We start from the raw sequence: 18,622 nt of genomic DNA, 5'->3' as shown, positions 1-18,622 counted from the left end.
TCGGGGGGAGAGCAGACCCCGCGACAGGGAACCGTCGGTTCACGGCGCGTCGAGTCGCACCGCGTTCGTCCGAAACCGGTCGACGGTCGCCTCCGCCCACCGGATGGCGGCCGGGGTGTCGTTCGTTATCAGTCCGCTGACGAGCGGACCGTCGCGCAGTTCGATGGCCATCTGCGGCCGAGCGCCCTCGGTCACGAGGACGCCGAACGGGACCGGCGCAGTCGTCTCGTAGAGAGCGGCTCGCTCGGAGATGGCGGCCAGTTCGTCCGGGTACTCGTCTCGGAGCGAAGCCGCGACCGACTCGGGAAGCACGAGTTCGGCGGTCAACCCCGCGTCCAATAGCTCTCGAAACCGGGCGACGTATCCGGGCGAGACCACGGGAGCGACCGCCCGGGCGCGCTCTGCGTCCCCCAGCAGCGTCCACACCGCCTCGACGTGACGCTCGGCGTCGGTCTCGTCGGGACGGACCACGGTCGCACCGACCAGCGCCGCGGGGTCGACGGCGTCGCCGGGGACGTCCGCGAGCATGTCGCCGAACCGGGCGGTGTCGGCGAGCGCGTCGTACCGCGCGAGCGCCACCGTTCCGAACAGCGTCGGCCTGAACCCGTCGTCGTCGCGTACGACGAGGCCGGCCTCCTGGAGCTGTGAAAGACCCTTGTAGACGGTCGACTTCGAGTCCGGGAGGGCGTCGACGAGTTCGTGTCGCGGGCGCGGGTCGTCGGTGAGTGCCCCGAGAACGTCGTGACGAAGCCGAAGTAACTCGGTGAGGTCCTCTCCGTCCATGTCGTCGCATACGCCGCTCCGCATATCAAACCCGCACCCCGAGCCCGGATTCCGCCCGGCTCGGAATTTCCGCGTCGGAGTCTTGACGCCTTCGAGCGGCGATACGTCGGATATGAACCGAACGAACGCAGAGCGGACGCACGCGGACCGGAGCGCGGCCGGACGACTCGAAGCGACGCTGTCGCAGGGGACCGTCGAGTACGAGGACGCGGGTACCGGAGACCCGATTCTGTTCGTCCACGGCGCCTTCGTCGACGGCGGCCTGTGGCGGAACGTCGCCGGACCGCTCTCGGAGCGGTTCCGCTGCCTCGTTCCGACGCTCCCGCTCGGCGGCCACGACGTTCCGATGGACCCCGGCGCGGACCTGACGCCGTCGGGACTGGCCGACCTGCTGGCCGAGTTCCTCGACGACGTGGGCGTCGAACGGGTGACGCTCGTGGGCAACGATACGGGCGGCGCCATCTGTCAGGTGTTCCTCGCCGCCTACCCCGAACGCGTCGAGCGGTTGGTGTTGACGAACTGCGACGCGTTCGATAACTTCCCGCCGGCCGCGGCGCGCCCGTTCACGTGGGGGGCGCGGATACCCGGCGCGACGGGGCTGTTCGCCCGTGCACTCCGTTCGGCGACCGCCCGCCGCCTGGCGTTCGGCCTGCTCGCCAAACACCCGATAGAACCGGCGGTCCTCGACGCGTACACCGACTCGTTGCGGACGAACGCCGCCGTCCGGCGGGACCTCCGCGAGGTCCTCCTCGGCGTCTCCTCGCGGTACACCGAGGCGGCCGCCGAGGCGTCCCGTCGTTCGACGGTCCGGTCCTCGTCGCGTGGGGCGTCGACGACCCCGTCTTCCCCCTCGACGACGCCGAGCGGTTGGTCGAGCGCTTCCCGAACGCCCGACTCGAACGTATCGAGGACTCGTACGCGTTCGTGTCCGAGGACCACCCGGAGCGACTCGTCGAACTGATGACCGAGTTCCTCGGCGCCACGGTCACCGCCTGACCCCTCGTTCGTGTGGAACGGCCGTCCTTCGGGTCGAGCGACGAGCCTCCGCTACGCGCCGCCGCGCTTCTCCACCCGATACACGCGCCCCTCGGGGATGTAGACGGAGACGGGCTTTTCTCCCTCCTGTCGAATCACCCACGCGCGCCGGGTCTTGTCGTACTCGATGGTCTGCGCTTCGTACTCGACGGTTCCCGTCCCGTCGTCGTAGACGATTTTCGCCATAGGAGAGAGACGGCGAGCGAGGGCAAAACCGTTCGGTCGGCGGTGGAGGCGGGACACGATGGACCGGATGGCCGGTCCGAACCGAGAGACTGACCGCCCCCAACCGGCCGCCCGGGTGGACACAATCATAATCCCCTTAACCCATGACTCCGTAGCCGCCGACATGGTCGAAATCAACCTCGTGGGGCTGGGTCTAGGTCTGACCCTGACGGTCATCGCCGTCGCCCTGCACTTCTCGCGGGGGACCGAGTGGAAGGCCACCGGGGACATCTCGCAGGACGTCCTCGAACGCCGGGCGAGCACGGTCCCCGAGACGGACTTCCCCGAACCGATGAACCGGTCTATCGGTGGCGGCGGCGTCGCCGCAGGGGCCGTCGCCGGCGGCGAAGAGGGCGCCGAACTCGAGGGCGACGCCGAAGACGAGTCGACGAGTCCCGCCGACATCCCCGAAGACGAAGTCGAGTACTTCGAGGTGGAGTACACGAAGCAGGGCGACACCATCGAAGTCGCCAACAACGAGACGGTCCTCGAAGCCGGCGAGGACGAGGGCTGGGACCTGCCGTACGCCTGTCGGCAGGGCCAGTGCGTCTCCTGTGCCGGACAGATCACCTCCGGCGGTAACTCCGAGGACTACGTCACCCACGACAACCAGCAGATGCTGGACGACGCCGAACTCGGCGAGGGGTACACCCTCACCTGCGTCGCCTATCCGAGGCCGACTTCACCATCGAGACGGGCGAAGCGCCGTAACGCGACTCGCGACCACGACGCATCCGCGTCCCCCCGAGGCTCGTTTCTCTGGCCGCGTCCGACGTTCGAGCCGCGCGTCGACCGGACGCCCTATTTCGGTTCGAAACATCCGGCGACTCGTTCCCGTTTCGACGGCTTGAAACCGGGACGCGTCCATCCTACCGTTCTGTGCCCGCCTCAGCCCCTCCAGACGGCGGTTCGCTCACGGAGGGCGACCTGCGACGCCCCATGTTCGCCCTCGCGTGGCCCATCATCGTCACCGAGTTGCTCCAGGTCGCCTACAACCTCGCGGACACCGTCTGGCTCGGCCGCCTCTCGACGGACGCCGTCGCCGCCATCAGCCTCGCGTTTCCGCTCATCTTCCTCCTCATCTCCGTCGGCGGCGGCTTCACCGTCGCCGGCACCATCCTCGTCGCGCAGTACACCGGCGCGAAAGAGGAGGGGTCCGCCGGCACCGTCGCCGGGCAGACGTTCTCGTTCATCGGCGTCATCGCCGTCGTCGTCGGTCTCGTCGGGTTCGCCGCGACGGATCTGATGCTCGGCGTCCTCCCGAGTTCCGCGGCGACGGCGGGGCAGGTCATCCCCCTTGCGGGCGACTACATGCGCGTGTTCTTCCTCGGTCTGCCGTTCCTGTTCGGGTTCTTCGTCTTCTCGTCGCTCATGCGCGGGTACGGCAACACGCGCGCCCCGATGGTCGTGATGTTCGTCAGCGTCGCCATCAACGTCGTCGTCGACCCCATCTTCATCTTCGGCTTCGAGTCGAACCCGCTGTTCGGGATGCTCGGCCTCCGCGGCGTCGAAACCACGCTGTTCGCCGCGACCGGATTCGAGGGCTACGGCGTGACCGGCGCCGCCGTCGCGACGGTGCTCTCGCGCGCCGTCGCGACGGTCATCGGCCTCTACGTCATCTTCGGGACGAGCGCCGGGCCGGACGTGGAACTGGCAGACTTCGTCCCCGAACGCGAGTACATCGAACAGATCGTCCGACTGGGCGTCCCGAGCGCCCTCGAACAGTCCGCCAGCGCGCTCGGCTTCATCACGCTCACCGCGATGGTGGTCACCTTCTCCCCCGAAGTCGTCGCCGCGTACGGCCTCGGCAACCGACTCACCTCGCTGGTGTTCCTCCCCGCTCTCGGCTTGGGCCGGGCGACGGACACCATCGTCGGGCAGAACCTCGGCGCGCAGAAACCGGACCGGGCCGAGCGCGCCGTCTGGTTGGCCGCGAAAGTCGGAGCGGGCGTCATGGTCGTCATCGGCGTCGTCGCCTACGTCTTCGCCGAACCCATCGTCGGCGTGTTCATCGGCACCGGGACGGAGTCGGCGGCGAAAACCATCGAACTCGGCGCGGCGTACATCCGAATCCGCGCCTTCGAGTTCGGCTTCATCGGCGTCCTCCAGACCGTCCTCGGCGCCTACCGCGGCGCGGGCAACACGAAGACGGCGCTGGCGTTCTCGCTGTTCGCGCTCTGGTTCGGCCGCATCCCAATCGTGTACTACCTGTCGTTCGTGCAGGGGTTCGGCGAGACGGGCATCTGGATCGGGATGGCCGTCGGACAGATTCTCGGTGCTATCGCGGCGGCCGCGTGGTTCACCCGCGGCACGTGGAAGCGAGCCGTCATCGACCAGTCCGACGCGGCCGCGGAGTGAGACGGGTCACGGTTCACAACCGTTAAGCGCCGGCGGTCGGTATCTGTGTTCGAGGGCCCGTAGCTCAGTGGACAGAGTGCTTGGTTCCGGACCAAGATGTCGCGGGTTCAAATCCCGTCGGGTCCGCTATTCTATCGCGAACGAAGTGAGCGTAGAATAGCGACAGCCGCGGGATTTGAAGCAGGGAGTGACGTGAGCGAAGCGAACGGAACGACCTGGGTTCAAATCCCGTCAGGTCCGTTGGTTCTTTGAGGCAGTTATGCTCTTTTTCAGGGCCTGTAGTGCTGTTTTTCAACCTGATGAACGAACTGTCGGAGCATTCGTTCAGCAAACAGGTCTCTGTTCTCACGCTGATCGAGGAAACGTTTATTATATCTCGTTGCACAGAATCAGACAGTGTCCGGCGAGACGAAACAAGGTATAAGTGTCTGCCTCCGAATCGCCCCCGGCGACGATACGAGAGTGTTCAGACTCCGTGCGGCCGACGCGGTGTTGCGGCACATCGTCGACGCCCACGAGTCGGAGTTCACGCTGAGAGAACTCGCCGACGTCACGGACCATAGTCGGTCGACGGTCTGGCGAGCAGTCGAGTTTCTCGAAAACCTCGGCGTGGTACAGGTACGCGAAACCGCGCAGCGAAAGTACGTCGCTATCGATCCCGCGCAGTTACAGAAAGACGACCCGATACTCGGCATCGAACAGACAGAGTACCACGCTCCGATTCGGGCGTTCGTCGAACGAATCGAGACGGCAATCGGAGACGCCGACGACGTCGACCAGTTGCTCGGCGTCCTCGTGTTCGGAAGCGTCGCTCGCGGCGAAGCCGACAGGAAGAGCGACATCGACGCGTTCGTCCTCGTCGACGGCGACCGAACCGTCGCACGTCGTCTCGTCTCCGACGTAGCGAACGAACTGGGCGAGGAACGATTCGACGGCGACCGATACACGGTCGAACCGTTCGTCGAGTCCGGCGAGAGCGCTCGCCGTGCAGGGGAGAAGCTACGCGAGATATTCCGAGAAGGGGTCACCGTCTACGGCGGCGACGAGTTCCAACAGATCCGAACAGAGGTGGTGAGTAGTGAGTAGCAACCGAATCGAGACGCTCGTAGACGAAGTGCAGGCCGCCTTCGACCGACGACCCGACGAGGTCGAGGATGGCTTGGAGACGAACGAGGCGGACGTGCTTCAACTCCGTAAGTCGTGCCGAATGCTCGCAGGTGCAGAGGCACTGCTGGAGCAGGGATTCTACACCTTGGTCATCGAGGCGTCGTTCGTCGCCGTCGAGCGAGTCGTCGAGTTCAAACTGCTCGAAGGTGGCGTCGAACCACGAGACCTGCCCGGAACGCATCCGGGCGTGTACACCGAAGCGGCGAGACGCGGCATACTCTCGGAACACGTCGCCGAAAATCTTCAGGACCTCTGGCGAAACCATCGAGCCAAGACGTACTATCAGGATGGACTCGCTGCCAGAGAGCGTGCGGAGAGGATGTACGGACTCGGGTCGGAGACACACGAGTACGTCGTGAACCAGTCCGCGAAAAAGCACGAGTGTATCTGCGAATAAGCATCGTTCAGCGAGTGAACCAAATGTTTGGCTCCGTGGCGAACCATGCTGGTGTCTTACGCAAGCTTCAGAGCGCCTGAGACATTCGAAATAACGACTCGTCCATCCGTTGACCGAACTCCCGTCGGGTCGGTCATCTTCTAAAGCCGCACGTTCAGCCCAAAGAGGCTCCAGAAATCCATTCTTCGATTCAACGAACGAACTGCCGAAGATTTCGTTCGTTTCCAACTCTACCTATTCCATCGTGAGTTCCGGAAGCTGCTCTTGAAACAATCTGTCCAGAACCGTCCACAGAATCTCCGTCGGAATCTGCTTCTCGAACTCCACAGCCTTGTGGTTGGTCTCAGCCGATACCGGGTGGTAATACTGGAAGTGAACGTCCCCCCAGTTCTGGATGATCGTCGTCACGATGCCACCCACAGTTGAACCCTGTGTTTGGGTCTCCGTAATGTATCCGAAACTGTGACTCGTCTCCAACGAAGCGCCACTCAACGTCGAGTGTCGGTGACTCTGGACCAGTCGTCGGCACGACTCGATTCGGATCGACTTGTGCTTGGATGAATTTCTTGACGATGCTGTTCGGTTCGTAGGATACCGAGGTGACCGCAGGGTCTCGCTGCAAGACATCTTTCAACCCCTCGTAGACCGAGCTATCGACAGTTCCTGATAGCCCCATCTGGTCAGGCGGAGATGGAGTCTCGGTCGGTCGCCCAGTCGTACTCGTTGAGCGCCGCCCGAACGATCGGTATGCGGTCGTCGAGGTGCTCCCACTCGCTGGCGACCTTCCGGCGCTCCTCGACTTCGTCGGCGTCGTCAAGGTCGGCGATACTGGCTCGAAGTTCGCCCGGCGTCTCGGCGTCGTACGATCGCTTCCAGTCCGTGATTGTGCTCCGCATCGAGTCGAGGGCACTCGTCAGCTCTTCGCGGCTGTGCTCCCGCTGGAGTGTCGCGACCTCGCGATAGATCGCCATGAGTTGGTCGACGCAGTAGAGCGTCTGGTCACCCTGCTCGATTTTCCGGAGGACGTTGTCCTCGACCAGCTGGTCAAGGTACTTCTGTGCCGTCTTGACGGAGGCTTCTGTCTCGTTCGCGACCCACGACGCGGTTCGAGGCGTTCGGAGCGTCCGAGCGGCGGCGCGGATTCGCTCACCCCGGGTCATCGAAGCGCGAGAGTCGTTCCGGGTTTCGTCGGGCATACTCGAATCTACGAAGCGGTAGAACATATATCCACTAGGTTGGAAATATGAGGAAAAGGAATGAACAACGTTCGTCTGGTGAACGAAATGAATCCAAAAATACGGTTGACTGGCCACGCTAGAACTGCGCCGTACAGTCCCGTATTCCTATGAAATTTAGACCTCGTTCATCCAACGAACGAAAGCCCGTCGGGTCCGTTCGCTTCGCTCATTTCCCCGACGTAGTCACGCTCGCTGACGCTCGCGTGACGCCCGTCGGGTCCGTTCGGTTCTACTCCACTCTCAGCGCGTCTGAAGTGCACACATCAGTAACCCGTCGCCAGAGACGACGCATAGCGAGACGTCACTCGACGGACCGGACAGCGTGTCCCGTCTCAATCGGAGAGCGAGTACGGATACCTCAGATGGCACCCACGTCGCGCAGGTGCTCGATGTCCTCGGGTCGGTACCCGTACTCCCGGAGGACCTCCTCCGTGTGTTCGCCGAGGAGCGGCGGATGGCGGCGAATCGACGACGGCGTCTCCGAGAAGTGCATGGGGCACCCGGCCATCTCGACGGTGCCGGCCGTGGGATGCTCGACAGTCTGGTGCATGCGGCGAGCGTCGACCTGTGGGTGGGAAAACACGTCTTCCATGTCGTTGACGGGGCTGACCGGAACGTCGTGGTCGCGACAGCGCGAGACGACTTCGTCGGTCGTGTACGTCGCGAGTTCCGCGTCGAGGATCGAATCGAGGGCGTCTCGGTTCTCGACGCGGTCGGCGTTCGTCGCGAAGCGCTCGTCGTCCACGAGGTGCGGCAGGTCGAACGCGGCACAGAACCGCGGCCAGATGTGTTCGGATGCGCAGGCGACGACGACGTAATCGTCGCGGGTCTCGAAGGCCTGGTAGGGCGTGATAGTCGGATGTTTGCTTCCCATCCGCCCCGGCGGGGTGCCCGTCGCGAAGTAGTTCGAGGCCATGTAGCTCGTCCACGCGACTTGGCCGTCGAGGAGGCTGACGTCGACTTTCTGTCCGGTCCCGTCACCGAGTTCGCGGTGCAGTAGGGCGGCGAGAATCGCTTGCGTGGCGTACATCCCCGCCCCGATGTCGGCGATGGCGACGCCGACTCGAACGGGGGGGCCGTCCGCTTCGCCGGTGATGCTCATCAGACCGCCTTCCGCCTGCATCATGATGTCGTACGCGGGGCGGTCTCTGTGCGGTCCCCACTCACCGTAACCGGACAGCGAACAGTAGACCAGTTCGGGATTCTCCGCGCGGAGGTCCTCGTAGTCGAGTCCCCACTCTTCCATCGTCCCGACGCGGAAGTTCTCGACGAGGACGTCGGCCTCGCTCACGAGGTCACGAAACACCTCGCGCCCCGCGTCGGTCGAGAAGTCGAGCGTGACCGACCGCTTGTTTCGGTTGATACTCAGGTAGTAGGCGCTCTCCTCGGAGTCACCGTACGACGGCGGCCGCCAACCGCGGGTCTGGTCGCCGCTCCCGGGGCGCTCTATTTTGACGCGTCCGCGCCGAGGTCACCGAGTTGCATCGTGCAGAACGGCCCCACGAGGACGCGGGAGGCGTCGACGACGGTGAGTCCGTCGAGCGGTCCGGTGTCGCCGTCCGGCGTACGGGCTTCGCCGGTCATCGGTCGGTTCGCGAGCGGAGAACCCCGTCGGTTCGCGTCCGAGAGCGCTCGACCGGTCGCGCGCCGTCGACACGTCGTTTCGTCGCGCCGTCGGACTCCGGGCGGACTTGGCTATCGTTCTCGTCCATGCGTTCGTATCGTACCCGACGAACGCTCGCGCGTCGTTAGTTCTATCGGTGGTCCGAACGGGACGGGACGGTGACGGGCCACGGGCGTGAACGCGAGTAATCCGCGGACCTCGTCGGACGATTCGAGAGCAGCAGAGAGGAAGAGAGAAACGGACACCGACCGAACCGAGTCACCGTCCGAATCGGACCGGTGGCCGCTTCGGTCGAGAACTGGCACGGGGGACAGTTCACCCCCGGTTCGCGACTCAGCTCACTCGAGGTCGAAGCGGTCGAGTTTCATGACCTTCTCCCACGTGTCGACGAAGTCGCGCACGAACTTCTCCTCGGCGTCGGCGCTGCCGTAGACCTCCGCAATGGCGCGGAGCCGGGAGTGCGAGCCGAAGATGAGGTCCACGCGGGAGCCTCTCCACTCGACGTCGCCCGTCTCGCGGTCGTGCGCCTCGAACACCTCTCTGGACTCGGAGGCCGGTTCCCACTCGTAGTCCATGTCGAGCAGGTTCACGAAGAAGTCGTTGGTGAGCGTCTCCGGTTCGTCGGTGAAGACGCCGAGGTCGGACTGGTCGTAGTTGGCGTTCAACGCGCGCATGCCGCCGACGAGCGCCGTCATCTCGGGTGCCGTCAGGTTGAGCAGTTCCGCCTTGTCGACCAGCGACTCCTCGGCCGGTCGGTCGACGCCGTCGCCGACGTAGTTGCGGAAACCGTCCGCGTCCGGTTCGAGCGCCTCGAAGGACTCGACGTCGGTCTGCTCCTGGGAGGCGTCCGTCCGACCGGGCTCGAACGGCACGGTCACGTCGTAGCCGGCGTCCCGCGCCGCCTTCTCGACGGCCGCGTTACCGCCCAGCACGATGAGGTCGGCGAGCGAGACTCTCGTCTCGTCGGAGCGCGAGACGTTGAACTCCTCCTGAATCTCCTCGAGCGTGCTCAGGACCGTCTCGAGCTGGTCCGGCTCGTTCACGTCCCAGCTCCGCTGGGGTTCGAGGCGGATGCGGGCCCCGTTCGCGCCGCCGCGTTTGTCGCTGTCGCGGTACGTCGACGCCGACGCCCACGCGGTCTTGACCAGCTGAGAGACCGACAGGTCCGAGTCGAGAATCTCCTCCTTGAGTTCGGCGGCCGCCTCGTCTCCGATCAGGTCGTAGTCGGCGTCCGGGATGGGGTCCTGCCACAGCATCTCTTCGTCCGGAACCTCCGGACCGAGGAACCGGGACGGCGGGCCCATGTCGCGGTGGATGAGTTTGTACCACGCTCGCGAGGAGCCTCCTGGAACTCGCGGGGGTTGTCCTGGAAGCGCTCGATTACCTCGCGATACTCCGGGTCTCGCTTGAGGGCGATGTCCGTCGTGAGCATCATGGGGTCGACGCTCTCCGACGGGTCGTGCGCGTCCGGCACGCTGCCGTGAAGCTCCTCGTTCTTGGGCGTCCACTGCCACGCGCCGCCGGGGCCCTTCTCGGGTTCCCACTCGTAGTCCAGCAGGTTGTCGAGGTAGCCCATGTCCCAGCTGACCGGCGCACTGGTCCACGGTCCCTCGATGCCGCTCGTAATCGTGTCGGCCCCTTTCCCGGAGTCGTGGTCGCTCTCCCAGCCGAAGCCCTGCGCCTCGATGGGGGCCGCCTCGGGTTCGGGACCGAGGAAGTCGGGGTCGTCCGCGCCGTGGACCTTCCCGAACGTGTGTCCGCCGGCGATGAGTGCGGCCGTCTCCTCGTCGTTCATGGCCATCCGGCCGAACGACTCTCGGATGTTCTCCGCCGACGCTTCGGGGTCCGGCTGACCGTCCGGACCCTCCGGGTTCACGTAGATGAGTCCCATCACGGTGGCGCCGAGCGGTTCTTCCAGTTCGCCGTCGTCACTGAAGCGTTCGGACGCCTCCATCTCGTTCTCGGGGCCCCACCAGACGGACTCGTCGGGTGCGAAGGCGTCCTCGCGGCCGCCGGCGAAGCCGAACGTCTCGAATCCCATCGACTCTAAGGCGACGTTCCCGGCGAGGACGAGCAGGTCGGCCCACGAGAGCTTGCGGCCGTACTTCTGCTTGACGGGCCAGAGCAGTCGGCGCGCCTTGTCGAGGTTCGCGTTGTCGGGCCAACTGTTGAGGGGTGCGAAGCGCTGCGTCCCACCGGACGCGCCGCCGCGGCCGTCGGTCGTGCGGTACGTCCCGGCGCTGTGCCACGCCATCCGGATGATCAGCGGACCGTAGTGGCCGTAGTCGGCCGGCCACCAGTCCTGCGACGTCGTCAACACGTCTTCGATGTCCGACTTCACGGCCTCGAAGTCGAGTTTCTCGAACTCCTCCGCGTAGTCGAACTCCTCGCCCATCGGGTCGATCTGACGGGCGTTCTGGTCGAGAATCTCCACGTTCAGCTGATTCGGCCACCAGTCCTTGTTGGACCCTTTCATCAGAGGACAGTTGTCGCTTTCGCCTGTTAAGATTGTCTAATTCGGAAACGAATCTTTCTCTGCAGCCCAATATTCTAGCTGTACTATGAAATAATATCAGGGAGAGGTTACGTTCCGGCTGCGGGGCAGGTCGACTCGTCGCGAGTCGACGGTCGGCGGCGGCCCCGTCAGGGGGCGTCTCAGACCGCGGCGTACCGCGACGCTACCGCGGCGTGGCCGACCCCGGCGGTACGAGTAGGACGTTGTTGTTCCCCTGCGCCACGACGGACTCGGCGGTGTCGCCGAGGAGGAGTCGGCGGAGCCTGCTGGTCCCCCGAGCGCCGACGAGCGTCGTGGTCGCGCCGACGCGTCGCTCCTCGGCGAGAATCTCGTCGAGGACGCCGCCGGTACGGACGTTCGTCTCGACGTCGATGCCCATCCGGTCGCGGAGTTCGGTGGCCATCGCCTCGAGTCGGTCCCGAGCCTCCTCCTCGGTCAGGTCGCCTCGCTGTTGTTCGCGCCCGCGAACGTGAAGCAGGTACGCCCGTTCGGTCGCACCCGTCAACTCCGGGAAGAAGTCGACGCCCGGTCGGCGTTCTCCGAGAAGTCGGTCGCGTACAGCGCGTCTTGGAACAGGTGTTCCTTCTTGACGGCGTGGCCCTCCTCGGTCTTCTCGATGCGCTCGACGAGCAGCGGTTTGACGGCCGTCCGCGCGACGTTCCGCACGGTGCCGCCGATGAGTCGGTTGCGGAGCGGCGACTCCCCGCGCGACCCGACGACGATCATGTCGGCGTGGACGCGTTCGGCGAGCCCGTTGATGCGTCGGTGCGGCGTCCCCCGCGCGACGTGCGTCTCCACGTCGAAGCCGGCCTCCTCGAACACCTCCCGCTGAGCGCCGAGCGCCTTGTGCGCGTCCGTCGCCACGTCCATCCCGGGCAGCCCACTGGAGACGTTGTCCGGAACGACCGTTATCAGGTGAACCTCGGTCACGCCGATGTTGTCGAGACACTCCAGACAGGTTCTGGACTCCATCGCCGCCTTGTTCGCGTCGGACAGGTCGGTGGCAAATACGATTCGCATGAACGGAGATACGGTCGCTACCAGTAATATTGTTTTGGTAGAACAATACCAAAAGCGCCTCGGCCGCAAATCAGAGAAGTCCGATACCCGTCATTCACTCCCATCGTTAGGATATTTGCCGTGTACAAGCTCGCCAGAAGGAGTGTCTCGGGGGACTCACTCACGAGTGTAGAATTGTTTGTAGTGTGCTATTCTGACGGCTGCGGGCGGCCTCGTCGGCTCGCCCGTCGGTCGGCGGTCAGTCGGCTAGCTTCCCGTCCAGCACCTTCGCCGCGGTCAGCACCGGGTCCCAGACGGGGCTGAACGGCGGCGCGTACGAGAGGTCGAGCATCGACACGTCTTCGGCGGTGAAGCGGGCGTGAAGTGCCGTCGCGACGGTGTCGATGCGCTTCGCGACGCCCTCGCGGCCCACCATGCTCGCGCCGAGGAGTCGCCCGCTCTCCGCGTCGCCGACGGCGGTTATCTGAATCTCACGGCTCCCCGGGTAGTAGTGGGCGCGCGACCCGGTGGTGACCGTCACCGACACGGGGTCGAACCCGGCCTCGCGTGCGGCGTCCTCGTCCACGAGACCCGTCCGCGCCACTTCGAGGTCGAACGCTTTCAGCGCCGCCGTCCCGGCTATCCCGCCCGTTCGCGTCGGCTCTCCGGCGAGCGTCGCTCCGATGGCGCGGCCGGCCCGGTTCGCCGTCAGCGCGAGGGGGACGTAGTCCGGTTCGTCGGTGACGACGTTGCGCGCCTCGGCCACGTCGCCGGCGGCGTACACGTGGTCCGCGCTCGTCCGACCGAACTCGTCGGTGGCGACGGCGCCGGTCGGACCGAGTTCGATGCCCGCGCGCTCGGCCAGTTCGGCGTTCGGTGCCACGCCGGCCCCGAGCAGGGCCGCGTCGACCGGCACCTCGCCGTCCTCGGTCACGACGGCGGTGACCGACTCGGTGCCGGCGAGTTCCTCGACGGCGGTGTTCAGGTGGAGGCGAACCCCCTCGTCTTCGAGGTGTTCCTCGACCACGGCCGCCGCCTCCGCACCGAACGGCCGGAGCGTGTGGGGGAGCATCTCGAACAGGTGGACGGTGATACCGTGTTCGGCGAACGCCTCGGCCATCTCGACGCGACGTAGCCGCCGCCGACGACGGCGACGGCGTCCACTTCGCTCACATCGTCGAACCCGGCCGACTCGCCCGCGCCGTCGTCAACCGGGGGCGCGTCGAGACCGAGGTAGGCTCTGATTCTCGCCGCCGCGTCCATCTCGTGGAGCGTGAACACGCCGTCGAGGTCCGTCCCCGCGATGGGCGGTTCGAGCGCTCGCGCGCCCGTCGCGACGAGGAGGTCCTCGTACGACTGGGTGAACTCCCCGTCGGGGCCGACCACGCGAACCGTCCGTTCGTCCGTGTCGATGGCGACGACTTCGTGACCGGTCCGGAGGTCGATACCACGTTCTTCGAACTCCGCGGCGGTGAGCGACACCAGGTCGTCGAGTTCCTCGACGTCCCCCTTCACGTAGTACGGCAGCCCGCACGCCCCGTAAGAGACCCACTCGCCGCGTTCGAACACGACGACGTCGCGGTCGGGAGCCTCCCGCTTGAACTTGCTCGCGGCACTCATTCCGGCGGCGTCCCCGCCGACGATGACTATCGGGTCCATCACGTCTAGTGCTTCGACCCGCCGTCGAATAAAATTGTGCCTTTTATGCACATCTATCCGGCACCGAATTGGGTCTGCTAGTCCCCAGTCGGAAGAGTAGACGTGGTTAGACGACTCTAATATCTCCAGAAGCGTGTTTTGTCGGCTATCTCAGCCGTCGAACGCTGCTGTGGGAGAGCATTCGAACGCTTCGGTGAACACCTATATTGATAGATTTTCACAATACTTATTCCGGCAGAGCCCGTCGGACGACGTGATGACAACGACTGCGCGAGGGGGAGCGTCGCAGACGGCAGACGCGGCAGCGCCGCGGGGGGGACGCGATGGCCGAGGAGGGGTCGCTGGACGTCGGCGTGTTCGGGCCGGTGTGGACCGCCGGCTGGCAGTGGCCGTGGGCGGTGGTGCTGGCGCTCATGCTCGGTCTCAACTTCCTCCTCGCCGCCGACCGCATCTGGCTCGGCGGTGCTATCCTCCTCGGCGGACCGGCGCTGGCGGCCGCCGGCGTTCGAGCCGTGAACCGCCGCGCGGCGGACGCGCTCGAAACCGGTGCGACCCGAGCCAGACGCGCCGCGGCGGCGGACACCCCCGGCGACGCGACGGTTCACTCGCTGCGCGCCGGTACCGGCTCCGTCCCCGGCCTCGACCCGTCGAAGCGATACGAACTCACGAACCTGACCGTGGGAGAGCGTGCACTCCGGGTCCACGAGGGGGCCGAGGTGGACCTGTTCACCACGAGTTGGACGGTGGCCGACGGCGCGACCGAGTTCCCCTACGACCGTCTCGCGGCGGTCACCCACGAGGACGGCGAACTCCGAATCGGCCTCGTCGACGGCAGCAGCCGGACGTACCCGGCCGACCGAGTGCCCCGCGACCTGCTGGCCGACGTGACGGAGCGAATCCGCGCCGAGCGTCGGGACGCCGCCGTCGCGCGGTAGTCGGTCGCCGCCCGTCCGGGCGTCGCCGCGGTGGACGCCGGTCTGGGACCCGTCCCCTCGGAGTCGACGGGCCACGAGTCCGGACGCGCCACGACGCGTCGGACGGCGACGGCCCCGCGGACGGCCCGGGATCAATATCGACGCGGGCGTGATGTCGGCCACCGAGAATCATGACAGACGAGCGCTCGGCGGCGGACGTCTTCGGACTCCTCGCCGACGAGACCCGCGTCGAAATCCTCCGAGCCGTCGCCGTCGCGCAGTACGAACTCGCGGGGGTCGGGTCGGGGCCGGCCGAACTCGCGTTCTCCGAGATATACGAGCACGTGCCGGTCGAGAACACCTCGAAGCTGTCGTACCACCTCGGCGAACTCGTCGGGACGTACCTCCGGAAGGGCGACGACGGCTACTCGCTGTCGCACGCCGGCGAGCGCATCGTCCGGTTCATCCTGTCGGGGAACTACGAGCGACCGGCGTCGGTCGGCCCCGAACCGGTCGCCGGCGTCTGCGTCTTCTGCGGGGCGGAGGCGCTCGAAGCGAGCCTCGACCACCAGTTCTTCCGCGTCGACTGCACCGCGTGTGAGACGCAGGTTGCGGGGCACCCGGTGACGCCCGCGCAGGTCAGACGGCGGGACGCGGACGACCTCGTCCGGAGCGTGACGCTCCGGAGCGCCGAGGACTACCGGCAGATTCGCCGCGGACTGTGTCCGGAGTGCGGGGGCGACCTCTCGACGGAGGTGGTCCACCTCCCGGACAGTCCGTTGCCCGACGCCGACCCCTTCCTCGCGAAGAGCGACTGCGCGGCGTGCCTCCGGGAGTACAACAGCCCGCTGACCTACAGCGTGGCGTACCACCCCGCGTCGATTGCGTTCCACTGGGATCGGGGAGTCGACGTGACGACGAAGGCCGTCTGGGAGTTCCACGAACACGTCCGCGAGGGGCGCTGGACGTCCGAACGCGTCGCCGACGACCCCCCGGCGTACGAAGCCGTGCTGCGTCGCGGCGACGACGCGGTTCGGCTCCGACTGGACTCGTCGGCGACGGTGACGCGGACCGAGCGCGTGCGACGCGAGAGCGGCGACCTGCCGCGTTCGTGACAGATTTCTTACGAAATCGCCGTTGAGCGAGCGGCTGCGCTCGCAGCGGAGTGACGCCGAAACGGCGCGAACGGCGCTCGAATCCGTCCCAGTCGCTCAACTGCGGTTTTGAAACGAACCCGACAAATTATCAAATTTCCGATAATTTTATCGGCGTCGCGGAGCCGTATCTCGGTCGGAGTCGAGATGCAATCGAGTAACTCACGCGGACCGACGGACCGGCGGAATCGCACGAACGAAGACGGCACCGAGCGACGGCAGTCGAGCGAGCGAGACTCGATGTCGGCGGCGAAGATAGCCGACGCGTACGACGAGGTGGCCGACGGACTGGCGCGGTGGCGGCGACTCGACCGCTTGTTCGCGGGTCGCTACCGCCGCCGGCAGTTCGGGCGGGCCGACGGCCGGGTGCTGGACGTCGCCTGCGGCACCGGCAGGAACTTTCGTTACCTCCGCGCGGCGGACGCCGTCGTCGGCGTCGACGTCAGCGACGGAGTGCTCAGCCACGCCCGCGAGGAACTCGCCCGCCTCGGACTGGACGGCACCGCCCGCCGGATGGACGCACAGGCGCTGGATTTCGACGACGACAGCTTCGATACCGTCGTCTCGTCGTTCTCCACCTGTACGTTCCCCGAACCGCGAACGGCGCTGGAAGAGATGGGGCGGGTCTGTAAACCGGACGGTCGGGTGCTGCTCCTCGAACACGGCCGCAGCGACGTCCGCCCCGTCGCGTGGCTTCAGGACCGGCGCGCCGACGCCCACTACGAGAAGACCGGCTGCCGGTTGAACCACGAGCCGCGAGTGACGGTCCGGGAGACGAGCCTCGAAATCGAGCGCGTGCGGGACCGGTTCTTCGGCCTCGTCGTCGAAATCGACGCCGCACCGGCGCCGGCGACGGAGGTGGGCCGTGAGTAGCGTCTCCAGGCGCGGGTTTCTCGCCGCCCTCGGCGCTTCGGGCATCGCCGGTCTGGGACTCGCGAGCGACCGGACGCGAGCGACGGGGGTCGCCCGCCGGAACGCCGAGTCGCTCGGTTCGGACCCGTTCGAGAGTCGAGACGAACTCGCGGCGTTCGTGGACGAGCGGATGCGCGGGCGAATCGGCGACGCGACGCCCGGCGCGAGCGTCGCCGTCGTCGTCGAGGGCGGGCCCTCCCTCGTCGCGGGGTACGGCTCCGCGAACGTCGAGGCGGGAGTTCCGGCCCGGGGCGACGAGACGCCGTTCCGCATCGGGTCGGTCGGCAAGCTAATCACGTGGACCGCGGTCATGCAGGGCGTCGAGCGCGGCGTCCTCTCGCTGGACGAGGACGTGAACGCGTACCTCGACGACTCCGCGGTCACCGTCCCGGAGACGGACGACGAGCCGGTGACGCTCCGGCACCTCGGCACCCACACCGCCGGCTTCGCGTCGGCGCTGGATCCTGGAATCGTCGCGAACCCGGACGCCCTCGCTCCGTTAGAGACGCTGCTCGCCGAGGAGCGACCGGACCGCGTGCGCCCGCCGGGAGCGCTGGTGGGCTACTCGAACTACGGGGCGGCGCTCGCGGGTCACGTCGTCGCCGAAGCCCACGGGACGACATTCGAGGGGTACGTCCAGTCCGAAGTTTTCGAGCCGCTGGACATGAGCCACAGCACGTTCGCACAGCCGGTCCCGGAGGACCACCCCGGTGACCCCGCGGCGGGACACGAGCGAGACGGGACGGGGTTCACCACCGCCGACGAGACGTTCGTCAACATGCGCCCCGCGGGGTCGATGACTGCGACGGCGAGCGACGTGGCCGCGTTCGTCCGCGCCCACCTCGGCGACGGCGCGGTCGACGGGGGGCGAGTCCTGAACCCGGAGACGGTCGAGGCGATGCACGACAGACACCACGTGCGCCACCCCGCGGTCACCAACTGGCGGTACGGGTTCCACGAGTACGGCGGTCCGGACGCCGGACTCGTCGGCCACTCGGGGGCGACCGTCGACTTCGCCAGTCGGCTCGTGCTGTCCCGCGACCGCGGCGTCGGCGTCTTCGTGAACTACAACGCCAGAGCCGGCGAGTCGCCCGCGGCGGTCGTCGACGAGATACTCGCGGCGTTCGACCTCCTGCCGTCGCCGGCGCGCGCGCCAGCGGCGAAGCCGGGCGGTCGGGCGCGCGCCGAGACCGTCGCCGGCGAGTACAGCCCCACCAACCTCCCGAACGCCGGTCCGCTGCACGTCGCCGACGTGCTCGCACACGTCGCCGTCGAACCCGCGGGCGACGGGCGACTCCGCACGACGACGGCCGGCGGCGACGCCCGCGAGTGGGTCGAAACCGAGCCCTACGTGTACCGAGCGGTCGACGGACGCGACGTGCTCGCGTTCGAAGTCGACGACGGGGCGGTGACCGCGATGAACGCGAACAGCGACCCCACGGGCGTCCACCTCCCGGTGCCGTTCCACGAGCGACGACTCCTCACCGGGAGCGTCGTCGGCGGGACCGCGGCCGGGTTCGGCCTCTCGCTGGCCGGACGGGTCGGATGTCGCGTCCGGCGCGGGTGGCGACGGGTGCGGGGAGCGCGCCGTGACGGCGGGGAGAGCGACAGCGGCGGTCGAAACGACGCGGAGAGCGACGGA

11 protein-coding genes, 1 tRNA gene and 7 pseudogenes are annotated in these 18,622 nt (G+C 66.8%); 11 read left to right on the top strand and 8 right to left on the bottom strand.

What is annotated here, in order from left to right; all coding sequences use genetic code 11:
- Positions 1 to 39 precede the first annotated feature (39 nt).
- Positions 40 to 783: a winged helix-turn-helix domain-containing protein gene (locus GJ632_RS06315; RefSeq protein ID WP_191452428.1), complete on the bottom strand. Its 744-nt coding sequence runs from the start codon at positions 781 to 783 to the stop codon at positions 40 to 42.
- Between GJ632_RS06315 and GJ632_RS06310 the strand changes: the two are divergent.
- Positions 782 to 1,534 (top strand): annotated as a pseudogene (locus GJ632_RS06310) (alpha/beta fold hydrolase); the annotation flags it as partial. The gene GJ632_RS06315 and the pseudogene GJ632_RS06310 sit on opposite strands and share 2 nt — an antisense overlap.
- A gap of 89 nt (positions 1,535 to 1,623) precedes the next feature.
- Positions 1,624 to 1,779: pseudogene (locus tag GJ632_RS25805) on the top strand (alpha/beta fold hydrolase); the annotation flags it as partial.
- A gap of 51 nt (positions 1,780 to 1,830) precedes the next feature.
- Here the strand turns inward: GJ632_RS25805 and GJ632_RS21960 are convergent.
- Positions 1,831 to 2,004: a hypothetical protein gene (locus GJ632_RS21960; RefSeq protein ID WP_177232725.1), complete on the bottom strand. Its 174-nt coding sequence runs from the start codon at positions 2,002 to 2,004 to the stop codon at positions 1,831 to 1,833.
- A 163-nt stretch (positions 2,005 to 2,167) separates the two neighbouring features.
- On the opposite strand from GJ632_RS21960, the pseudogene GJ632_RS24950 reads away from it, so the two are divergent.
- From GJ632_RS24950 to GJ632_RS06285, 5 genes and pseudogenes are all read left to right on the top strand, one after another.
- Positions 2,168 to 2,754: pseudogene (locus GJ632_RS24950) on the top strand (2Fe-2S iron-sulfur cluster-binding protein).
- 228 nt (positions 2,755 to 2,982) lie between these two features.
- On the top strand, positions 2,983 to 4,401 hold the full coding sequence (locus GJ632_RS06300) for an MATE family efflux transporter (protein WP_191452435.1): 1,419 nt from the start codon (positions 2,983 to 2,985) through the stop codon (positions 4,399 to 4,401).
- A gap of 53 nt (positions 4,402 to 4,454) precedes the next feature.
- Positions 4,455 to 4,527, top strand: a tRNA-Arg gene (locus GJ632_RS06295).
- A 270-nt stretch (positions 4,528 to 4,797) separates the two neighbouring features.
- The gene (locus GJ632_RS06290; RefSeq protein ID WP_089811391.1) at positions 4,798 to 5,487 is read left to right on the top strand and encodes a nucleotidyltransferase domain-containing protein; all 690 of its coding nucleotides are present in this window, start codon (positions 4,798 to 4,800) and stop codon (positions 5,485 to 5,487) included.
- Positions 5,480 to 5,965: a hypothetical protein gene (locus GJ632_RS06285; RefSeq protein ID WP_089811389.1), complete on the top strand. Its 486-nt coding sequence runs from the start codon at positions 5,480 to 5,482 to the stop codon at positions 5,963 to 5,965. Before GJ632_RS06290 ends, GJ632_RS06285 begins: the two co-directional genes overlap by 8 nt.
- A 234-nt stretch (positions 5,966 to 6,199) precedes the next feature.
- Here GJ632_RS06285 and GJ632_RS23150 read toward each other — a convergent pair whose 3' ends face one another.
- The 6 genes and pseudogenes from GJ632_RS23150 to GJ632_RS06255 all read right to left on the bottom strand — a co-directional run bounded on the left by GJ632_RS23150 (position 6,200) and on the right by GJ632_RS06255 (position 14,000).
- A complete protein-coding gene (locus tag GJ632_RS23150; RefSeq protein ID WP_231751371.1) occupies positions 6,200 to 6,373 on the bottom strand; it encodes a hypothetical protein in 174 nt (57 codons plus the stop codon).
- A gap of 272 nt (positions 6,374 to 6,645) precedes the next feature.
- On the bottom strand, positions 6,646 to 7,161 hold the full coding sequence (locus tag GJ632_RS06275; RefSeq protein ID WP_197427907.1) for a hypothetical protein: 516 nt from the start codon (positions 7,159 to 7,161) through the stop codon (positions 6,646 to 6,648).
- A 400-nt stretch (positions 7,162 to 7,561) separates the two neighbouring features.
- A pseudogene (locus GJ632_RS06270) lies at positions 7,562 to 8,787 on the bottom strand (CaiB/BaiF CoA transferase family protein).
- Between the two features lie 378 nt (positions 8,788 to 9,165).
- Positions 9,166 to 11,303: pseudogene (katG, locus tag GJ632_RS06265) on the bottom strand (catalase/peroxidase HPI).
- A 202-nt stretch (positions 11,304 to 11,505) separates the two neighbouring features.
- Positions 11,506 to 12,362: pseudogene (locus tag GJ632_RS06260) on the bottom strand (universal stress protein).
- 238 nt (positions 12,363 to 12,600) lie between these two features.
- Positions 12,601 to 14,000 (bottom strand): annotated as a pseudogene (locus GJ632_RS06255) (FAD-dependent oxidoreductase).
- Between the two features lie 323 nt (positions 14,001 to 14,323).
- Between GJ632_RS06255 and GJ632_RS06250 the strand changes: the two are divergent.
- The 4 genes from GJ632_RS06250 to GJ632_RS06235 form a co-directional block, all read left to right on the top strand.
- A complete protein-coding gene (locus GJ632_RS06250) occupies positions 14,324 to 14,935 on the top strand; it encodes a hypothetical protein (RefSeq protein WP_191452426.1) in 612 nt (203 codons plus the stop codon).
- A gap of 170 nt (positions 14,936 to 15,105) precedes the next feature.
- Entirely contained in the window at positions 15,106 to 16,029 is a 924-nt protein-coding gene (locus GJ632_RS06245; protein WP_191452425.1) for a hypothetical protein, read from the top strand.
- 186 nt (positions 16,030 to 16,215) lie between these two features.
- Entirely contained in the window at positions 16,216 to 16,941 is a 726-nt protein-coding gene (locus GJ632_RS06240; RefSeq protein ID WP_191452424.1) for a class I SAM-dependent methyltransferase, read from the top strand.
- A partial coding sequence (locus GJ632_RS06235) for a serine hydrolase domain-containing protein (protein ID WP_343161054.1) occupies positions 16,934 to 18,622 on the top strand: 1,689 nt, incomplete at its 3' end. The genes GJ632_RS06240 and GJ632_RS06235, both read left to right, overlap by 8 nt.

This window comes from Halogeometricum sp. CBA1124, assembly GCF_009741955.1.
In the GTDB taxonomy this organism is placed as follows: domain Archaea; phylum Halobacteriota; class Halobacteria; order Halobacteriales; family Haloferacaceae; genus Halogeometricum; species Halogeometricum rufum.
Note: the sequence above shows the minus strand (reverse complement) of the source record. Positions and strands in the feature narration are given on the sequence as shown.